Source organism: Streptomyces sp. LS-MS-L19 (assembly GCF_058382285.1).
The window spans coordinates 9248492-9265287 of sequence record NZ_JBYCLL010000001.1 but is presented as its reverse complement, the minus strand read 5'-3'; the positions used below and the strand labels follow the sequence as shown (position 1 = coordinate 9265287).

Below are 16796 nucleotides of genomic sequence, written 5' to 3'. Positions count from 1 at the left end.
CCCGAACTCCGTTCGAAATATCGGTCGTTGAGGTGTCCCCCCGCACGCCACCTTGGAGAACACGATGAGCGCAAACCCCCACCTGTCCCGTCGCGGCCTGCTGGGCATGACGGCGGCCGTACCGCTCGCCCTGGCCCTCGGCGCGGGCACCGCGCACGCCGCCGACTCGGCTTACGCGATGGTCTACTTCACCGAGTCGACCAACCTCGGTGACGGCACCGACTACGGCCTCCACCTCGCCGTCAGCCCCGACGGGCTCAACTGGACCCCGCTCAACCAGAACAACCCCCTGGTCACCCCCACGGCGGGCGCCCTCGGTCTGCGCGACCCGTTCCTGATGCGCAAGCAGGACGGCACGTTCGTGGTGCTCGCCACCGACCTCAAGGGCACCGACTGGAACTACAACAGCCAGTACATCCATGTCTGGGACTCCGCCGACCTGCGCACCTTCACCGGCTACCGGCGCCTGAAACTGCACGACATGACCACCCACAGCTGGGCGCCGGAGGCGTTCTGGGACGCGGGCCGGGGCCAGTACGCGGTCATCTACTCCTCGGTGAACAGCAGCGGCCACAACGTGATCATGGTCAACTACACCAGCGACTTCGTCACCGCCTCGGCCCCGCAGGTCTTCTTCGACCCGGGCTACGACGTCATCGACGGCGACATGGCGGTGGGGGTGAACGGCTACAACTACCTCTTCTTCAAGAAGAACCAGACCCTGGTCTCCGCGCGCTCCACCTCACTGAACCCGGGCAGCTTCACCGAGTTCAGCGCGGGCGTGGCCCACGGCGGCACCGAGGCGCCGACCGTCGTCAAGTCCCTGACGTCCAACACGTGGTGGCTCTGGGGCGACACCTACACGCCCAACGGCGTCTTCTACGCCTGGCAGTCCAGCAGCCCCGCCACCGGCACCTGGACCGCGCTGGACCAGAGGACCTACACCCAGCCGGTCAACTCCAAGCACTGCGGCATCGCGACGATCACCACGGCGGAGTACAACAACCTGCTCGCCAAGTGGGGCGCGCCGGCCTGGAACCGGCTCAAGTCCTACAACTACCCGGCCCGTTACGTCCGCCACTCCAACTACACGGGCCGGATCGACGAGTACCCGGTCGAGCCGTACAAGGACTCCCTGTGGACGCTCGTCCCGGGGCTCGCCGACAGCTCCGGGGTCTCCTTCCGGTCGGTCAACTACCCCGACCGCTATCTGCGGCACTACAACTACCAGCTCCGGCTCGACGTCAACGACGGCACCTCGACGTTCGCCGGGGACGCCACCTTCTCCCGCACGGCGGGCCTCGCGGACGCGAGCTGGGCGTCCTTCCGCTCGTACAACAACCCGACCCGCTACATCCGGCACGCCGACTACGTCCTGCGCATCGACCCGATCTCCACCGCCACGGACCAGCAGGACGCGACATTCCGAGTCGGTTACTGATTCAACCGAAAAGCCCCCCTGGCCCCCCGCGTTGTATACGCTCCAGGTCTTCTTCACCAGACCTTCACAGGGGGGCTTTTCGATGCGCAGAGGACACATAGCCGCCGTGGCGGCCGCGGGTGCGCTGACCGTGCTGACCGCCGTTCCGGCCCACGCGACCGAGTACTCGTCGGCACTGAAGATCAAGGGCGTGCAGTACAACGCCCCGGGCCCGGACTCCAACAGCTGTGCCACCGGCAACACCGACGAGGAGTACCTGACGATCAAGAACTACTCGCGGACCGCGACGGTGAACCTCAAGGGGTACGTCGTCAGGGACTCCACCAGCACCAACAAGTTCACGTTCACGAAGAACCACACGCTCCAGCCCGGCGACTACGTGAAGCTGCGCGGCGGCCACGGCACCGACTCGGACGCGAGGAACGTCGTCTACCGCAACAACTGCAACTTCATCTGGAACAACGACAAGGACACGATCCGCCTCTTCAAGCCCTCGGGCGCGCACGCCGACACCCACGCGTACACCGCGAGCGGCGACGACCGGGACGGCAACGGGTACATCACGTACCACGGCTGAGCAGGTCGCGTCCGCTCACGACGGTCAGCGCGGCGGTCAGGGCGACCAGGGCCGCCGCCTGGCTCAGGACCCCCACCCGCAGGGTGCCGGGCAGGTCGTCGAGCCACGGGTACACCGCGGTGATCCGGACCGCCAGGAGGAGCAGCCCCAGGGCCGCGAGGGCGGCGGCCTCCCCGGCGGCGGGGCCGCGCCGCCCGCCCCGGACGCGGTAGAGCAGCCAGGCGAGGGCTGTCACGAGATAGCAGGTGACGAGCGCGGCGGTGTCGACCCCGTCGGGCAGGGCCACCACCGAGCCGCCCATCAGCACACAGCAGGCGGCGAAGACCAGTCCGGGCGCGCCCGCGGGCAGCGCGGCCGGGGGCGCGTCGCGGTGGTGGGCCGCACACAGGGCCAGCGCCGACGACCACGCCAGCACGGTGGCCGCGACGACATAGGCGGAGTCCGAGGGCGCGAAGTCGAGCGTCCACAGGTCGAACAGCGGCCAGAGCGTGGGCAGGACCGCGACCAGCGCGGACCCCTGGGCCAGACGGCGGTGGTCGTGCAGCAGGGCGAAGTAGGAGACCGTCCACAGCAGCGGCAGGAACCACTGGGCGACCGCTCCGACGCCGGCCCACACGCCGTGGCCGGTGAAGCCGTCCGTGAACAGGTCCCACTGGCTCCCGCCGCGGGTGGACGCCCAGGTCAGACCCAGCACCCGGTCGACCACGGCGGACGCCGCCTGGAGCAGTACGGCGAAGAGCGCGAAGAGGCGGACCGCCGAGCCCAGCAGCGCGTACCGGCGGGGCGCGCCACCGGCACCGAGCCTGGAGCGCACGGCCAGCGCGAGAACGCTCGCCACCTCGCCGAGGGTGGGCCGGCTCTGCTCCTGGGTCTCCTGGTCGATGTCCCAGAGGTAGGTCTCGACCATCTCCTCCTCGCGCTCGCGCCGGTAGTAGGCGGGCAGCAGACGCAGCACGGCGCGGTAGCGGGTCTCCAGCAGGGTCGTCATGCCAGACCTCCGGCGAGTCCGGGGCCGGCGACGGGCCCGTCGGTCGTTCCGGACGTACGGCCCGGGGCCGGCCCCGGACCGCGCCGCCCCTCGGCGATCCGCTTCTTGGCGGCGCTCGCCCCGGCGGCGAGCCGCTCCGCCTCCGCGTCCAGGGCCGCGGTCCCCTCGTCGGTGAGGCGGTAGTAGCGCCGCAGCCGGCCCTGCTGCACCTCCTCGCGGTCCAGCACGATCAGTGCGTCGGCGGTGAGCCGGTCCAGTACGCCGTAGAGGGTGCCGACGCGCATCTGCACGGCCCCCTCGGACAGCTCCTCGACCTCGCGCAGGATGCCGTAGCCGTGCCGCGGCTGATCGGCGAGGGCGGTCAGTACGAAGAACGCCGCCTGTGTCATGTTCCTCGGTGCCATGAACGCGAATATATCGGCTCCCGATATATTCAGCGAGCCGAAACGCACGATCCGGTGGAAACGGCGAACAGGGCTCGCCCCAATGCGGATGGTGGGCGCGCCCTGTTCGAGAGGTCATTCTGGCGTGGCGGACCGCGAACCGGGCACAAGTGAAAGGCGGTTGCTCGGTGTGGACCTTGTGCGCCCCGTGTGCGCGGGCGCCGTCCGCCTGCCGGACCCCGCCTGGCCCGGACGGGCCGGCGGCGACGATACTTGGCCCTGGCACGCACCACCCCCTCTCACAGATGGACCCATGTCAAGCACTCCCACGGCAGACTCCACGGCACCTTCCACCGTCTGGCTGGCCCGCGGCCGCCATCTCGGATCCGACGCGGCGGACGTCCTGCGCCGAAGTCTGGAGCGACTGAAGGAGAGCGCGGTCCTCGACGACTTCCAGGAGCCGTCCGGGACCGACGACCTCCCGGAGCGGATCTTCGAGGCCCGCTGGCGGGTCGGGGACGAGGTGACCGTCCGGGCCCGCCTCTCGCTGTCCCCCGTCTCCAGCGGCAGTCAGGAGTGGGTGCTGGCGGCGGAGGCGGAACAGCCGTGGGATCTGCGCTGGCCCTCGCCCGCCACCATGTTCTGGCCCGAGAGCGAGGACGTCTTCTGGGACCGGGACGCCGCCACGGGACTGCGGCTGCGGGATCTGAGCGTGCTGCCCGAGGAGGACAAGGACGTCCGGCGGGTGCTGCGGCAGGCCGTGCGCGGCAGTTGGGCCGTGCACGTCGTCGTCCACGAAGCCATGACCCCCGGCCAGGGCGGCCGGCGTCCCCTGGCCGACATGCTGCCGCCCGGACTGCGCCACCGGGTCGTCGAGCACCGGGCGCAGCCGCATCAGCTGCGGGTGCTGAACTGGGCCGTGAAGGAGTTCGGCGTGGAGGTGCCGCGCGGTGGTGCCGTGGTGCTGCCGGGGACGCCGGTGCCGCCCGGCTACGACGGCCAGGACTTCTCCGTACGCAATGTGTTCCTCGACGGCTCGGAGCCCACCGAGCTGCTCGCGACCGTGACGCGCTACGCCTCGATGCCGAAGCCGCTGCCCGAGGGCGGCGAGGCGGCCCTCACCGCGCTGCGCGAGCAGTGGCAGCTGCTGACCCTGGAGGAGGAACTCGAGCGGGAGCGCGCGCTGGTGGCGATGTACGCCGAGGCGCTGGAGGCCATGACCAAGTCCCGGGACCTGTACCGGGAGGCCGCCGAGCGGGCGAACGAGGCGCTCGCCATCTACCGCGAGAACGCCCCGGCGCCCGAGGTCCCGGCCGACCCGCAGGCGGGCTCGCCGTTGCAGCAGCTCTCGCGGACCTTCGGCCGCTGGAAGGACACCCTGCGGCCCGCGGCCCGCGACGAGGACCCGGACCAGCGGATCGGCTGAAGAGGCGGTTCAGCTGAAGAGCGGGAAGCGGTCCGCGTCGGCGCCGAGCGCGAGGCGGTCCGGGTCCGTCAGCGGCGCGCGTCCGGTGGCGGCGCGGGCGTAGTGCTCGTCGCTCCAGTCGAGCGGCAGGGGCCGGCCGAGGAGCCCGTCGAGGGTGGCCCGCACCACGGCCAGCCCTTCGGGGGCCGGGCCGGGCGCGTCCGGCAGGTCGGCGACGAGGTCCAGGTGGTGGACGGTGGCCTCGACGGCGAGGGTGGACGCCAGGTCGGCGGCGGTCAGGACATGGCCCTGGGTGGAGACCCGCAGCTCCGCCGGGGTGTCCGCGGCGGCCCGCACGGTGGCCGCGGTGGTCTCCAGGTACAGGTCGCGCAGCTCACGGAAGTCCAGGAACATCCCGGCGCACACCCGGTTCCAGCGCCGCCCGTTCGCCGCGCCGACGGGGTCCGGCGCCCAGTCCCGCCAGTAGGTCACGGCGTCCCGGTCCGGTGGCCCCTCAGCGGGGGTGTGCAGTGCGACCAGGGCGCGCTGGGCGTCCCCGGCGCAGTGGAAGACCAGGTCCCGCACCGCCCAGCCGGTACAGCCGGTGGGCCGCCAGGACTCCTCGTCGCCCAGGGGCGTACGACGGCGGCGAAGGCCTCGTAGGCGGCACGCAGTACGTCGGCGTCCATGCACGCCAGCCTAGGCGGGATGCCCGGCCCGGGAGACGGGAGGTGTCAGAGGGCCGACTGTGGATACGCGGTGGGGACAGCACCTCGGCCCGTCCGGAAGGACACCGTCATCATGAGCGGCGAGAACGACGACAGCGCCACCTGCTCGGAGACGACACTCACGGTCAACGGCAAACCCCACACCCTGCTCGTCGACCACCGGCGCGTCCTGCTCGACGTGCTGCGCGAGGACCTGGATCTGTGGGGTGCCAGGAAGGGCTGCGACCACGGCCAGTGCGGGGCCTGCACGGTCCTGGTGGACGGTCGCCGTGTCAACAGCTGTCTGCTGCTGGCGGTCTCCCTGGACGGCTGCGAGATCCGGACCGTCGAGGGCCTCGGCGGCGACGGGGAGCAACTCCACCCCCTGCAACGGGCCTTCCTGGACCGTGACGCCTTCCAGTGTGGCTACTGCACGCCCGGCCAGCTGTGCTCGGCGCTCGGCATGCTCGACGAGGCCGCCGCGGGCCACCCGTCGCACGTCACCGTCGACACGCCCGCCGGCCGTCCGGTGCCGCTGGACCGGCACGAGATCCGGGAGCGGCTCAGCGGCAACCTGTGCCGCTGCGGCGCCTATCCACGCATCGTCGACGCGGTCGAGGACGTGATCCGGTGAAGACCTTCGACTACGTACGGGCCACCACCCCCGAAGAGGCGGCCGAACTCTTCGCCGCCCGCCCCGGCGCCCGCTATCTCGGCGGCGGCACCAACCTGGTCGACCTGATGAAACTCGGCGTCGAGCGACCGGACACGCTCGTCGACGTCAGCCGTCTGCCCCTGGACGGGGTCGAGGAGCTGCCCGACGGTTCACTGCGCGTCGGTGCCACGGTCCGCAACAGCGACCTGGCCGCCCATCCGGCCGTGCGCGAGCGCTACCCCGTCCTGTCCCAGGCCCTGCTCGCGGGCGCCTCGGGGCAGTTGCGCAACGCGGCCACCACGGGCGGCAACCTGCTCCAGCGCACCCGCTGCCCCTACTTCCAGGACGTCTCCAAACCCTGCAACAAGCGGGCCCCGGGCAGTGGTTGCGGCGCACGCGAGGGCGTGCACCGGGACCACGCGGTGCTCGGCCACTCCCCGCACTGCATCGCCACCCACCCCTCCGACATGGCCGTCGCGCTCGCCGCGCTGGACGCCCGCGTCGAGTTGTACGGCACGGAGGGCGCCCGGAGCGTGCCCGTGGCCGACTTCCACCGGCTGCCGGGGGCACATCCGGAGCGGGACACCGAGATCCTGCCGGGCGAGCTCATCACCGGGGTGCTGCTGCCCGCGACCGCCGCCGGGCTGCCGTCGGCCTACCGCAAGGCCAGGGACCGGGCGTCGTACGCGTTCGCGCTCGCCTCGGTGGCCGTGGTGGTGCGGGTGACGGACGGGGTGGTCGACCACGCCGGGATCGCGTTCGGCGCGCTCGCGCACCGGCCGTGGCAGGCGCGCCGGGCCGAACAGGCGCTGGTGGGCGCGGCGCCCACCCGGGCCGCGTTCGAGCACGCGGTCGACCTGGAGCTCGCCGCCGCCGAGCCGCTGCGGGACAACGCCTACAAGCTCCCGCTGGCGCGTTCGCTCGCCCTGGACGTGCTGACCCGGCTCACCAGGGCCTGAGGAGGAGAACGCATGGACGCCACCGCGCACAGCACCGCCCTGGGCGCTCCCGTCGAACGCCGGGAAGGCCGGGAGAAGGTCACCGGGACCGCCCGCTACGCAGCCGAACAGCCCCGTCCCGGCCGTGCGCACGCCTGGCCCGTGCCCGCCTCGATCGCCCGCGGCCGGGTCACCGGCATCGACGCCACGGCCGCTCTGGACCTGCCCGGCATCCTGGCGGTGCTCACCCACGAGAACGCACCGCGGCTCTCCGAGCCGGACGATCCCACGCTCGCGGTCCTGCGCGACTCCCGTGTCCCGCACCGGGGTTGGTTCGTCGCCCTGGTGGTCGGCGAGACGCTGGAGGCCGCCCGCGCGGGTGCCGCCGCCGTCCGGGTCGACTACGCCGTGGAGGACCACGACGTCACCCTCACCGCCGATCATCCGGCCGCGTACGCCCCCGAGGAGGCCAACGCCGGATACCCGGGAACCCGTGAACACGGCGACCCCGAGGGCGCGTTCGCCGCCGCCGACGTCCGCGTCGACGTCGGGTACCGGGTGCCGCCCCTGCACAACCACCCCATGGAACCGCACGCGACGACGGCCGAGTGGCACGACGGCCGGCTCACGGTGCACACCTCCACCCAGGGCTCCACGGTCGTACGGGGCGTCCTGGCCGGCCTGTTCGGCGTCCCGGAGGACCAGGTCACCGTGGTCGCCGAGCACGTGGGCGGCGGTTTCGGCTCCAAGGGCACGCCCCGCCCGGACGTGGTGCTCGCCGCCCTGGCCGCCCGTCACACCGGCCGGCCGGTCACCCTGGCACTCCCCCGCCGTCTCATGCCCGCCGTCGTCGGACACCGGGCCCCGACCCTGCACCGGCTGCGCCTCGGCGCCCGCCCCGACGGACGGCTCGTCTCCCTGATCCACGAGGTCACCACCCACACCTCGCACGTCAAGGAGTTCGTCGAACAGGCCGCCGTACCGGCCCGCGTGATGTACGCCGCCCCCGACTCCCGTACGGCACACCGCGTGGCGCCCCTCGACGTGCCCACCCCGTCCTGGATGCGGGCCCCCGGCGAGGCGCCCGGCATGTACGCCCTGGAGTCGGCCATCGACGAACTGGCCACCGAACTCGACATGGATCCGGTGGAGTTGAGGGTCGTCAACGAACCGGACACCGAGCCCGACAGCGGCAAGCCCTTCAGCAGCAGGCACCTGGTGGAGTGTCTGCGCGAGGGCGCCCGGCGCTTCGACTGGGCCGCACGCGATCCAGTCCAGGGCTCCCGCACCGAGGGCCCGCTGCTGGTGGGATCAGGAGTCGCCGCCGCCGTCTACCCCGTCATGGCGCAACCGTCCACGGCCGCGGTGCGGGCACGGCCCGACGGGAGCTTCCTCGTCCGGATCAACGCCACCGACATCGGCACCGGCGCCCGGACCGTGCTGGCGCAGGTGGCCGCGGACGCGCTCCGGGTGCCCGTCGCCCGGGTGCGGACCGAGGTGGGGTGCAGCGACCTGCCCGCCGCGTCGCTGGCCGGGGGCTCGTCGGGCACGGCGTCCTGGGGCTGGGCGGTCCATGAGGCGTGCGCCCGGCTCGCGGAACGCCTCGCCGAAGGGCCCCTGCCGGCGGAGGGCGTCGAGGTCCGTGCCGACACCGCGGGCCGCGCCGACGCCGACAGCCCCTACGCCCGGCACGCCTTCGGCGCGCACTTCGCGGAGGTCACCGTCGACACGGTCACCGGCGAGACCCGGGTCCGCCGGCTGCTCGGGGTGTACGCCGCCGGGCACATCCTCAACTCCCGTACCGCGCGCTCCCAGTTCGTCGGCGGCATGACCATGGGGCTCGGCATGGCGCTCACCGAGGGCAGCACGATGGACGCCGCGTTCGGCGACTTCACGGAGTCGGACCTGGCTTCGTACCACGTGCCCACGCACGCCGACGTGCCCGACGTCGAGGCGCACTGGATCGACGAGGACGACCCCCATCTCAACCCCATGGGCAGCAAGGGCATCGGCGAGATCGGCATCGTGGGGACGGCCGCCGCGATCGGCAACGCCGTCTTCCACGCCACCGGCGTCCGCTTCCGCGAACTGCCCCTCACCCCGGACCGCGTGCTCAACGGCGTCCGGGAGAGGGGCAGTTCCTAGCGCCGGCCGTTCTTACAACGGGCCGGAACCCCGGGATGCTCGGCTACGGCGCCAGCGGAGCGTCCGCCGTCTCCCGGACCGGCCGCTCCGCCGTCCGCCGTTCCGCCAGGGCCCGCTCCGGCCGGGCCGGCACCGTCAGCTGCACCACGAGCGCGGTCAGCGCGGCCAGGGACGCGCACACCGCCGCCGTACCGGCGAGCCATGCCGGGGCGAGCGGGAGCTCCAGGGCCCGGGACAGGCCCGCGGGGCGGAGATGGCCGTCGAGGAGCTGGCCCGCGGCCACGCCGGCCGGCAGGACCACCGCCAGGGCGAGGAGCGGGACGACGGGCCGGATCGCCAGCAGCAGAGCCAGGACGGCGCACAGCGCCGAGACGCCGACGGCGAAGCCGTACACCCGCAGCGACGCCCCGTCCCGGTGCGCCGGGAAGCAGAGCACACCGCACACCAGCAGGAAGAGGGCGGCGAGGCGGCCGGGCCAGGCCGGGGTGCGTGCGGCCCGCCGGGGTGCGGGGGGATGCCGTGGAGGCGCCGGGAACCCCTCCGGGCCCGGCATCGGGTACTCCTCCTGGGCCGGGTGCGGCCCGGACGGTTCGTACGACGGCTGCGCGGGCCTCTCCTGCGCCAGCCGGCCGATCAGCTCGACGAGTTCCTCGACGGGCCGTCCGGTCGCGGCCGCCCGCACCGCCTCCTGACCGCAGTGGGGTTGCAGTTCGGAGCGGTTGAGCAGGGCCACCAGGCGGGTCACGTCCTCCACGGGACGGGACTCGGCGGCGGCCCGGATCGCCTCGTCGGCGCTGTCCGGGTCGCGGGGCGGCCGGGTGAGCAGGGCGACGAGCCGGGTGACGTCGTCCACGGACCGGTCCACGCCGACGGCACGGAGGGCCGCGGCCGTGGCCTGCGCGTACTGGGGTGACTGCTCCAGCAGGGTGATGAGGTGGACGACGTCCTCCAGGGGACGGTCGGCCACGGCGGCACGCACCAGGTCGCCGACGGTGTCGCCGTACGCCGTCTCGATCGGTATGGCGGGTTCGTTCGGGTGGGCTGCTGACGGGCCGGTGGTCATGCTTCTGCTCCAGACACAGGGTGCGGTCGCTGCTACGCGCCCCCGTCGTGCGACCGCGACATTGAGGTCTCCCATTCGTAAGCGGGTCCACGACGGCGTGCCACTCGGATGAGCCACGGGTGTGAGTGCCGCCCTCGGTGAGCCTAGGGCGGCCGGATGCGGGAATCCGTCAGTCAGCGCGCCGTCGGGCGCCCGAGGAGGAGGTCGGCCCGTGGATACGACCACAGCACTGATCGTCGTCGTCGCGGTGCTCGCGGCGCTGGCGCTGGCGGTGGCCGTGGGACTGCTGGTACGGCTCGTCAGAACCCGGCGCGGGCTGCGCCGGGCGGGACTGCCCACCGGGCCCCGCTGGGTCTTCTGGGGTGCGCTGCTGTACTTCGTGCTGCCCACCGATCTGGTGCCGGACCCGGTGTATCTCGACGACATCGGTGTCCTGCTGCTCGCCCTGCGCACCCTGCGCGGTTCCCCGGCCGACCGGGCCGCCCTGCGGCTGGGCGAGGGGGACCGGGAGGCCTCGCGCCGACCGTGATTACGCAGTGTAACGAAACCAATCACTCGTTCGATTCGTATAAGTCTCTGGGGACCGAAGAAAGTCGGTGACCCGGCGGCGTCGTGGGGAGACGGCCGTCCGCTAGAGGCAGTACCGGCGAGGGAGAGACGATGCAACCGTTCGCGCTCAACTATGCACGTCCGGCAGCGGCGTTGGAGGCGACCACTCCGTACGTCTACGACTCCGGACGGCAGTTGAACGTGCTCATGGACGGCCGGGTCGCGGCCCGCGACCACGCCCTGATGCGAGAGCTGGGGACCACCACCTCGACGGCGGGCTCCAAGACCCACTTCGACGACTGAACACAGGTCGACGACTGATGACCGTGTTGATTCTGACCTGCGAAGAGGACGTGACGGCCGACATGGTCGTGGTGCACCTCAACGCCACGGGGGTTCCGGTGGTCCGGCTCGATCCGGCCGATCTCACCGACGGGGTCGCGCTGTCCGGCGAGTACGTGCACGGCCGCTTCCGCGGCCATCTGTCGGCCGGGGGACGCCTGGTGGGCATCTCCGGGCTGCGTTCGATCTGGGTCCGCCGTCCGGGTACGCCCGCGGCGCGGGCCGCCGTGCCCTCGGAGTGGCTGACCGAGGAGTCCGCCCAGGCGCTGTACGGCATGCTGCGGGGCAGTGACGCCCGCTGGATGAACCATCCCGACGCGGCCGCCCGGGCCCGGCACAAGCCCTGGCAGCTACGGCTCGCCCAGCGCTGCGGGCTGCCCGTGCCGGCCACGATCGTGACGACGTTCCCGCAGGCCGCCCGGGAGTTCGCCGAGCGCTATCCGGATCTGGTGGTCAAGCCGGTCTCCGGCGCGCATCCACAGGATCCGCCGCGGGCGGTGCCGACCAGCCGGGTCGACCCGGACACCGACTTCGCGGCCGTCGCGTTCGGTCCCACCCTGCTCCAGCGGCGGGTGGCCAAGCGGGCCGACATACGGCTGACCGTCGTGGGAGAGACGATGCTGGCCGCCCGGAAGGCCACCGGGCCGGACGACGAGGTGGACGTCCGTTTCGCCCCGCCCACCTCCACCTGGCAGCCCGTCGACGTCCCGCCCCGGGTGGCCACGGCCGTCCGGGAGTATCTCCGGGCGGCCGAACTGGCCTACGGTGCCTTCGACTTCGCCGAGGACGGGGACGGGACCTGGTGGTTCCTGGAGTGCAACCAGTCGGGGCAGTTCGGCTTCGTCGAGGTGGAGACCGGGCAGCCCATCGCGCGCAGCATCGCGGCATGGCTGGCCCGGCCGGGTCCGGAGCAGCGCTCCTCGGCCAACGGGGCCAACTCGGCGGTGTCCTGAGGCCGGGTCAGTACGGCCGCGGGGCGGCGGGCGGGAGGGCGGGCACCCAGCCCTGACCGGGCGAGGCGGGACGCTCGGGGGCGGGCGGGGGCATGAGGGACTGGTACGGCCGCATGACGTACTCCAGTTCCCTGCGTACGCGCTCGGCCTCCCTGCGGGTCAGAGCGGGGACGTCGCCGCGCTCGGCGACGAGTCGGTCGTAGATGGGGGAATCCTGGAACACCCGTCAACGCGCCTTTCGTTTCGCGGCCCACGTGCGTGGGCCGGCTGTCGAGTCTAGGCGCCCCCACGCACCGGAGTGCGAATTCCGGTGTCGGGCTTGACGGCCCGACGGCGCTCATGCCCCGGTGGTGGACCCCGGCCGGACGATCATCAGGACGGTCACGGTCGCCCACAGCAGGTTGAAGACCCCGGTGAACATGGCGAGTTGGACGGTACCGCGGCGCTCGACGCTCCCCTGTCCGGTGAGCTCCTCCAGGAGTTCGCCCTGCCGGGGCAGGACGAAGGCGACGAGGACACCGGCGGCCGCCGCGGTCAGGGCCATGGACGTGGTCAGCCACACGTCGCCGAGGACGCCCATCGCGGCTCCGGTGGCGACGCCCAGGACGGGGACGGCGAGGCCGACACCGGCGTAGGCCCGGCAGATGCGGTGCAGCAGCCGGAGAGTGCCGGCCCCGGTCTCCTCCTCGTGGGCCCGGCGGGCCGCGGGCGGGAACATGCTGGCCGCGACGGTCACCGGCCCGACGGCGACGATGGCCGCGAGGACGTGCAGGGTCAGCAGGAACTTGGTCATGGGGCGGGGTGTCCTTCTCCGGTGCGGTCGGCGTGCCCGCCCACCCTAGGAAGCCGCGAGACGATCACCCCAGCGGCAGAAACGACAGCTTCCAACGGATTCCCGCCAACTCCGCTGACAGCACTTTCCCCCAGGCACCCGGGCGTACGGCTCTGGCGGGAACCCGCCTATCGTGGCGGTCATGCATTCCGTGGCGGTCCTGGCTCTCGACGACGTGGTGCCCTTCGACATGGCGGCGCCCATGCAGGTGTTCGACTGGACGCACCTGCCCGACGGCCGCCCCGGCTACCGGGTCCGGCTGTGCGCCGAGTCGGGAGAGGTCCGCGCGGACGGGGGGTTCGCCCTGCGGGTCGAGCACGGGCTCGACGCCCTCACGGAGGCGGACACGATCATCGTGCCGGGCCGCTCCCCCGTGGCGGGACCGCCGTCCCCGCGCGTCCTGGCCGCACTGCGGGACGCGGCGGCGGCCGGGACCCGGATCGCGTCCGTGTGCGTGGGCGCGTTCGTGCTGGCCGAGGCCGGACTCCTGGACGGACTGCGCGCCACCACCCACTGGGTGGCCGCCGGCGACCTCGCACGGCGTTTCCCCGCCGTCGAGGTCCAGCCCGACGTGCTGTACGTCGACAACGGTCAGATCCTCACCTCGGCCGGCGCGGCCGCCGCCCTCGACATGTGTCTGCACATGATCCGCCGGGACCTGGGCTCGGCGGTCGCCGCGCACGCCGCCCGGATGTCGGTCATGCCGCTGGAACGGGAGGGCGGACAGGCCCAGTTCATCGTGTACGACCATCCCCCGGTGCCCCGCGGTTCGACGCTGGAGCCGGTGCTGGAGTGGGTGGAGGACAATCTGGCCCACGAGATCACCCTGGGGGCGATGGCGGCACGGTCGGGGATGAGCGAGCGCACCTTCAGCCGCCGCTTCCGCGAGCAGACGGGCAGCACACCCCTGCAATGGTTGCTGCGGGCCCGGGTGCGGCGCGCCCAGTACCTGCTGGAGAACACCTCGCACCCGGTCGAACGGGTGGCGCGGCAGGCGGGGTTCGGCTCTCCCACGGCGTTCCGGGAGCGGTTCCGCCGGGTGGTCGGCACCACTCCGCAGGCGTACCGGGCGGCCTTCCACGCGAAGGACGCGGTCCCGGCGGCGGCGGGTTCGTGACCGCCCGCCGGGTCCGGCGTCGTGGGCCTGTGTCCTCGCGGAGGCCCCTGTCCTCGCGGATCAGACGGCCAGCGGCAGGCCGCTCTCCCCTTCGGGATCCGTACGTCCCACGGCCGGCAGCAGGGCGTCCGCCCTGGCGACCGCCTCACCGACGTCGGTGGTGCCCATCATCACGCACAGTGTGTAGCTGACGTCGGCCAGCTCACGGGCCGTCGCCGGCCTCTCCCTCTCCGCCTGCGCGATCCTCAGTGACGCGTAGCGGGTCAGCAGCGTTCTGACGGCCTTCGGGTCCGGCACGAGCACGTAGTGCCCCTCTCTCGATTTTTCGCTGCGTATGCCCCGTGTGTCCCGGCCCAATCCCATCCGCCGCCGCCCGGCACGCAATTGGCGCAATACCGTGCGACCGCACCCGCTTCCCCGAGGGGTCGCAAACCGTTGGACAAGGGGCATCCCTCGCACCATGAACGGTATACGCACATGAACCGCTCCGCAGGACTCCTCAGTGCCCTCTACCTCGCCACGACCACCGGACTCGTCTGGGCCGCGGCGCTGGCCCTGCGCGACGGGCCGCCGTGGGCCGCGTGTCTGTTCGCGGCGGCGAGCCTGGTGCCGGTGATCGCCGTCGTGCGGGAGTGCGTGATCTGCGACCAGCGGCGGGCGCTGGCCGATATGCGAAGGCGTGCGGCCACCTCCGGCGGGCCCGGTGCGGGGGTCGCCGACGAGATCGTCCGTGCCGAGCTCGACACCGCGTGCTGCGAGCGCTGGTGGACGAGCTGCGGCACCGACCACGACTCGACGTGCCCGCGCCGGGTGCCCCGCAGCAGCGCCGCGTGACACCCGGCGGGAGCCGGCGCCTCAGGCGAGCTGACCGGCGTGCAGCGCGGTGTAGGCGCCGCCGCGGCGCAGGAGTTCCTCGTGGGTGCCGGTCTCCAGGATCCGTCCCTCCCCCAGGACGACGATCCGGTCGGCGCCGCGTACGGTCGACAGCCGGTGGGCCACGACGAAGGTCGTACGGCCGTGCAGCAGCCGGGCGAGCGCCTGCTGGACGAGCGCCTCGGAGCGGGTGTCCAGGGCCGAGGTCGCCTCGTCGAGCACCAGGACCCGCGGGTCGCGGATCAGGGCCCGGGCGATGGCCAGGCGCTGGCGCTGCCCGCCGGACAGCCGGGCGCCGCGCTCGCCGACCAGGGTGTCGAGGCCCCGCGGCAGCCGGTCGACGAACTCCAGCGCGTTGGCGTCGCGCAGGGCGGCCCGTACAGTCTCCTCGTCGGCGTCGTCCATGCCGTAGGCGACGTTCTCCCGGACGGTGCCGTCGAACAGGATGGACTCCTGCGGGACGACGGACAGGAAACGCCGGTAGGTGCGCAGGTCGAGGGTGTTCATGTCGGTGCCGTCGAGCAGCAGCCGGCCCTTGGTGGGCCGGATGAAGCCGATGACGAGGTTGAGGACGGTGGACTTGCCCGCGCCGGACGCGCCGACCAGGGCGACGGTCTCGCCGGGGGTGACGGAGAGGGTGAAGTCGCGTACGGCGGGCCGTCCGTTGTCGTAGGCGTGCTCCACGCCCTGGAACTCGACGGCCCCGCGCACCGATTCGACCCGGGCCTTGCCCTCGTTGTCCTCCAGTTCGGGCGCCTGGAGCAGTTCGCCGACGGAACGGACGGATTCCAGGCCCTTGGTGATGACGGGGGCGAGTCCCGCCAGCGTGGTAGTGGAGTTGGTGAGGGTGGTCAGGAAGGCGCTGAGCATGACGACGTCGCCGGCGGTGACGCCCCAGACGCCGTAGTACGACACGAGGGCCGCCGCGGTCAGGACGAGCACGCCGACCACGTTGAGGACGACCCAGGCCAGCGAGCCGAAGCGGCCGTTGACCAGGTCGAGGCGGTTCCCGGAGGTGAGCAGGCGGCGCAGGGTGCCGTCCATGCGGCGCAGCGCCTTGTTCTCCAGGCCGTGGGCGCGGGTCACCGGGATGAGGCGGGTCATCTCGGTGACCCGGGAGGAGAGGGTCTCGACCTCGTGCCGGAAGTGCTCGTTGTGGGTGCGCAGCCGGGCTCTGAGCCGGGCGACCACGAGGGCGGCGGCGGGCACCACGACGAGGAAGACGGGCACGAACTCCGGTGTCCGTACGGCGATGATGACCAGTCCGCCGATCAGCACGGTGGTGGCGCCGAGGCCGGTCTCGGCGGTCTGCTGGACCATCTGCTCGACGGTCTCGACGTCCCGCACCACCTTGGCCTGGAGCACTCCGGCGCTGACGCGTGAGTGGTAGCCGATGGACAGCTGCTGCATACGGGTGCACAGGGCGGAGCGCAGGGCGGTCCCCATGCGGCGGACGCTGCCGTACAGGAGGCGGACGTAGAGGACGTGCAGGGGGTAGTTGATCAGCAGGATGAACAGGATGACGCCGACGCTGGTCCAGAGCCGGGAGACCGGCTGGTGCTGCACGACGGTGTCGATGATGGACGCGGTGATCAGCGGCAGCAGCCAGATCGGGCTGTGCTTGACGGTGAACACCGCGACGGCCGCGGCCAGTCGGCGGCGGTCGGCGCGGAACAGGTAGGCGAGTGTGCGTATCGGGTGTTCGCCCCGATAGCGGTGGTCGAGCGGTTTCTCCAGCGACGATGCCATCGTCGGCGGTCCTCCCCGGTTGCCGATGTGAGGGCAAGCGCTTTCTCCCCCTCGTCGACCAGGGATACACCAGCCGGCG

General features: G+C 72.5%; 19 protein-coding genes. 11 read left to right on the top strand and 8 right to left on the bottom strand.

Features of this window, described 5'->3' with window-relative positions; all coding sequences use genetic code 11:
- The first annotated feature begins 64 nt into the window (after positions 1-64).
- Positions 65-1441: a glycoside hydrolase family 43 protein gene (locus AC2XR2_RS41390; RefSeq protein WP_491517949.1), complete on the top strand. Its 1377-nt coding sequence runs from the start codon at positions 65-67 to the stop codon at positions 1439-1441.
- 82 nt (positions 1442-1523) lie between these two features.
- Positions 1524-2018, top strand: coding sequence for a lamin tail domain-containing protein (locus AC2XR2_RS41385; RefSeq protein ID WP_449349860.1), 495 nt, complete (start codon positions 1524-1526; stop codon positions 2016-2018).
- On the opposite strand, the gene AC2XR2_RS41380 is transcribed toward AC2XR2_RS41385, so the two are convergent.
- Both AC2XR2_RS41380 and AC2XR2_RS41375 read right to left on the bottom strand, forming a co-directional pair.
- Complete coding sequence (locus AC2XR2_RS41380; RefSeq protein WP_491517948.1) at positions 2002-3006, bottom strand: hypothetical protein; 1005 nt, start codon at positions 3004-3006, stop codon at positions 2002-2004. The two genes, AC2XR2_RS41385 and AC2XR2_RS41380, sit on opposite strands and share 17 nt — an antisense overlap.
- The gene (locus AC2XR2_RS41375) at positions 3003-3395 is read right to left on the bottom strand and encodes a PadR family transcriptional regulator (protein ID WP_330269511.1); all 393 of its coding nucleotides are present in this window, start codon (positions 3393-3395) and stop codon (positions 3003-3005) included. The genes AC2XR2_RS41380 and AC2XR2_RS41375 overlap by 4 nt, the downstream gene beginning before the upstream one ends.
- 307 nt (positions 3396-3702) lie before the next feature.
- Here AC2XR2_RS41375 and AC2XR2_RS41370 point away from each other — a divergent pair, with 307 nt between their 5' ends.
- Entirely contained in the window at positions 3703-4815 is a 1113-nt protein-coding gene (locus AC2XR2_RS41370; RefSeq protein WP_491517947.1) for a hypothetical protein, read from the top strand.
- 9 nt (positions 4816-4824) lie between these two features.
- Here the strand turns inward: AC2XR2_RS41370 and AC2XR2_RS41365 are convergent, their stop codons facing one another.
- Positions 4825-5487, bottom strand: a complete 663-nt coding sequence (locus AC2XR2_RS41365) for a maleylpyruvate isomerase N-terminal domain-containing protein (protein ID WP_491517946.1) — start codon at positions 5485-5487, stop codon at positions 4825-4827.
- A gap of 108 nt (positions 5488-5595) precedes the next feature.
- On the opposite strand from AC2XR2_RS41365, the gene AC2XR2_RS41360 reads away from it, so the two are divergent.
- From AC2XR2_RS41360 to AC2XR2_RS41350, 3 genes are read left to right on the top strand one after another with little or no spacing between them, the layout of a single operon-like run.
- Positions 5596-6135 (top strand): (2Fe-2S)-binding protein, encoded by a 540-nt coding sequence (locus tag AC2XR2_RS41360; protein WP_381298194.1) that lies wholly within the window; start codon positions 5596-5598, stop codon positions 6133-6135.
- Positions 6132-7115 (top strand): FAD binding domain-containing protein, encoded by a 984-nt coding sequence (locus tag AC2XR2_RS41355; RefSeq protein ID WP_491517945.1) that lies wholly within the window; start codon positions 6132-6134, stop codon positions 7113-7115. Before AC2XR2_RS41360 ends, AC2XR2_RS41355 begins: the two co-directional genes overlap by 4 nt.
- Positions 7116-7127: 12 nt before the next feature.
- The gene (locus AC2XR2_RS41350) at positions 7128-9239 is read left to right on the top strand and encodes a xanthine dehydrogenase family protein molybdopterin-binding subunit (protein WP_491517944.1); all 2112 of its coding nucleotides are present in this window, start codon (positions 7128-7130) and stop codon (positions 9237-9239) included.
- A 43-nt stretch (positions 9240-9282) separates the two neighbouring features.
- Here AC2XR2_RS41350 and AC2XR2_RS41345 read toward each other — a convergent pair whose 3' ends face one another.
- Positions 9283-10302 (bottom strand): hypothetical protein, encoded by a 1020-nt coding sequence (locus tag AC2XR2_RS41345; protein WP_491517943.1) that lies wholly within the window; start codon positions 10300-10302, stop codon positions 9283-9285.
- A gap of 211 nt (positions 10303-10513) precedes the next feature.
- Between AC2XR2_RS41345 and AC2XR2_RS41340 the strand changes: the two genes are divergently transcribed.
- From AC2XR2_RS41340 to tgmB, 3 genes are all read left to right on the top strand, one after another.
- Positions 10514-10831, top strand: coding sequence for a YkvA family protein (locus AC2XR2_RS41340; RefSeq protein WP_330262444.1), 318 nt, complete (start codon positions 10514-10516; stop codon positions 10829-10831).
- 131 nt (positions 10832-10962) lie between these two features.
- On the top strand, positions 10963-11154 hold the full coding sequence (gene tgmA / locus AC2XR2_RS41335; RefSeq protein ID WP_020134687.1) for a putative ATP-grasp-modified RiPP: 192 nt from the start codon (positions 10963-10965) through the stop codon (positions 11152-11154).
- Positions 11155-11171: 17 nt separating this feature from the next.
- Complete coding sequence (tgmB, locus tag AC2XR2_RS41330; RefSeq protein WP_381298186.1) at positions 11172-12146, top strand: ATP-grasp ribosomal peptide maturase; 975 nt, start codon at positions 11172-11174, stop codon at positions 12144-12146.
- Between the two features lie 7 nt (positions 12147-12153).
- Here tgmB and AC2XR2_RS41325 read toward each other — a convergent pair whose 3' ends face one another.
- Positions 12154-12369 (bottom strand): hypothetical protein, encoded by a 216-nt coding sequence (locus AC2XR2_RS41325; protein WP_330262446.1) that lies wholly within the window; start codon positions 12367-12369, stop codon positions 12154-12156.
- Between the two features lie 114 nt (positions 12370-12483).
- Positions 12484-12939 carry a hypothetical protein gene (locus AC2XR2_RS41320; protein WP_491517942.1) on the bottom strand — a complete coding sequence of 152 codons (456 nt, stop codon included), beginning with the start codon at positions 12937-12939 and terminating at the stop codon, positions 12484-12486.
- Positions 12940-13120: 181 nt separating this feature from the next.
- Here AC2XR2_RS41320 and AC2XR2_RS41315 point away from each other — a divergent pair, with 181 nt between their 5' ends.
- Positions 13121-14095: a GlxA family transcriptional regulator gene (locus AC2XR2_RS41315; RefSeq protein WP_491517941.1), complete on the top strand. Its 975-nt coding sequence runs from the start codon at positions 13121-13123 to the stop codon at positions 14093-14095.
- A gap of 60 nt (positions 14096-14155) precedes the next feature.
- Here AC2XR2_RS41315 and AC2XR2_RS41310 read toward each other — a convergent pair whose 3' ends face one another.
- The gene (locus tag AC2XR2_RS41310) at positions 14156-14398 is read right to left on the bottom strand and encodes a DUF5133 domain-containing protein (RefSeq protein ID WP_330262449.1); all 243 of its coding nucleotides are present in this window, start codon (positions 14396-14398) and stop codon (positions 14156-14158) included.
- 174 nt (positions 14399-14572) lie between these two features.
- Between AC2XR2_RS41310 and AC2XR2_RS41305 the strand changes: the two genes are divergently transcribed.
- Positions 14573-14929, top strand: coding sequence for a hypothetical protein (locus tag AC2XR2_RS41305; RefSeq protein ID WP_391192437.1), 357 nt, complete (start codon positions 14573-14575; stop codon positions 14927-14929).
- A 21-nt stretch (positions 14930-14950) separates the two neighbouring features.
- Here AC2XR2_RS41305 and AC2XR2_RS41300 read toward each other — a convergent pair whose 3' ends face one another.
- A complete protein-coding gene (locus AC2XR2_RS41300; protein ID WP_491517940.1) occupies positions 14951-16717 on the bottom strand; it encodes an ABC transporter ATP-binding protein in 1767 nt (588 codons plus the stop codon).
- Positions 16718-16796 lie beyond the last annotated feature (79 nt).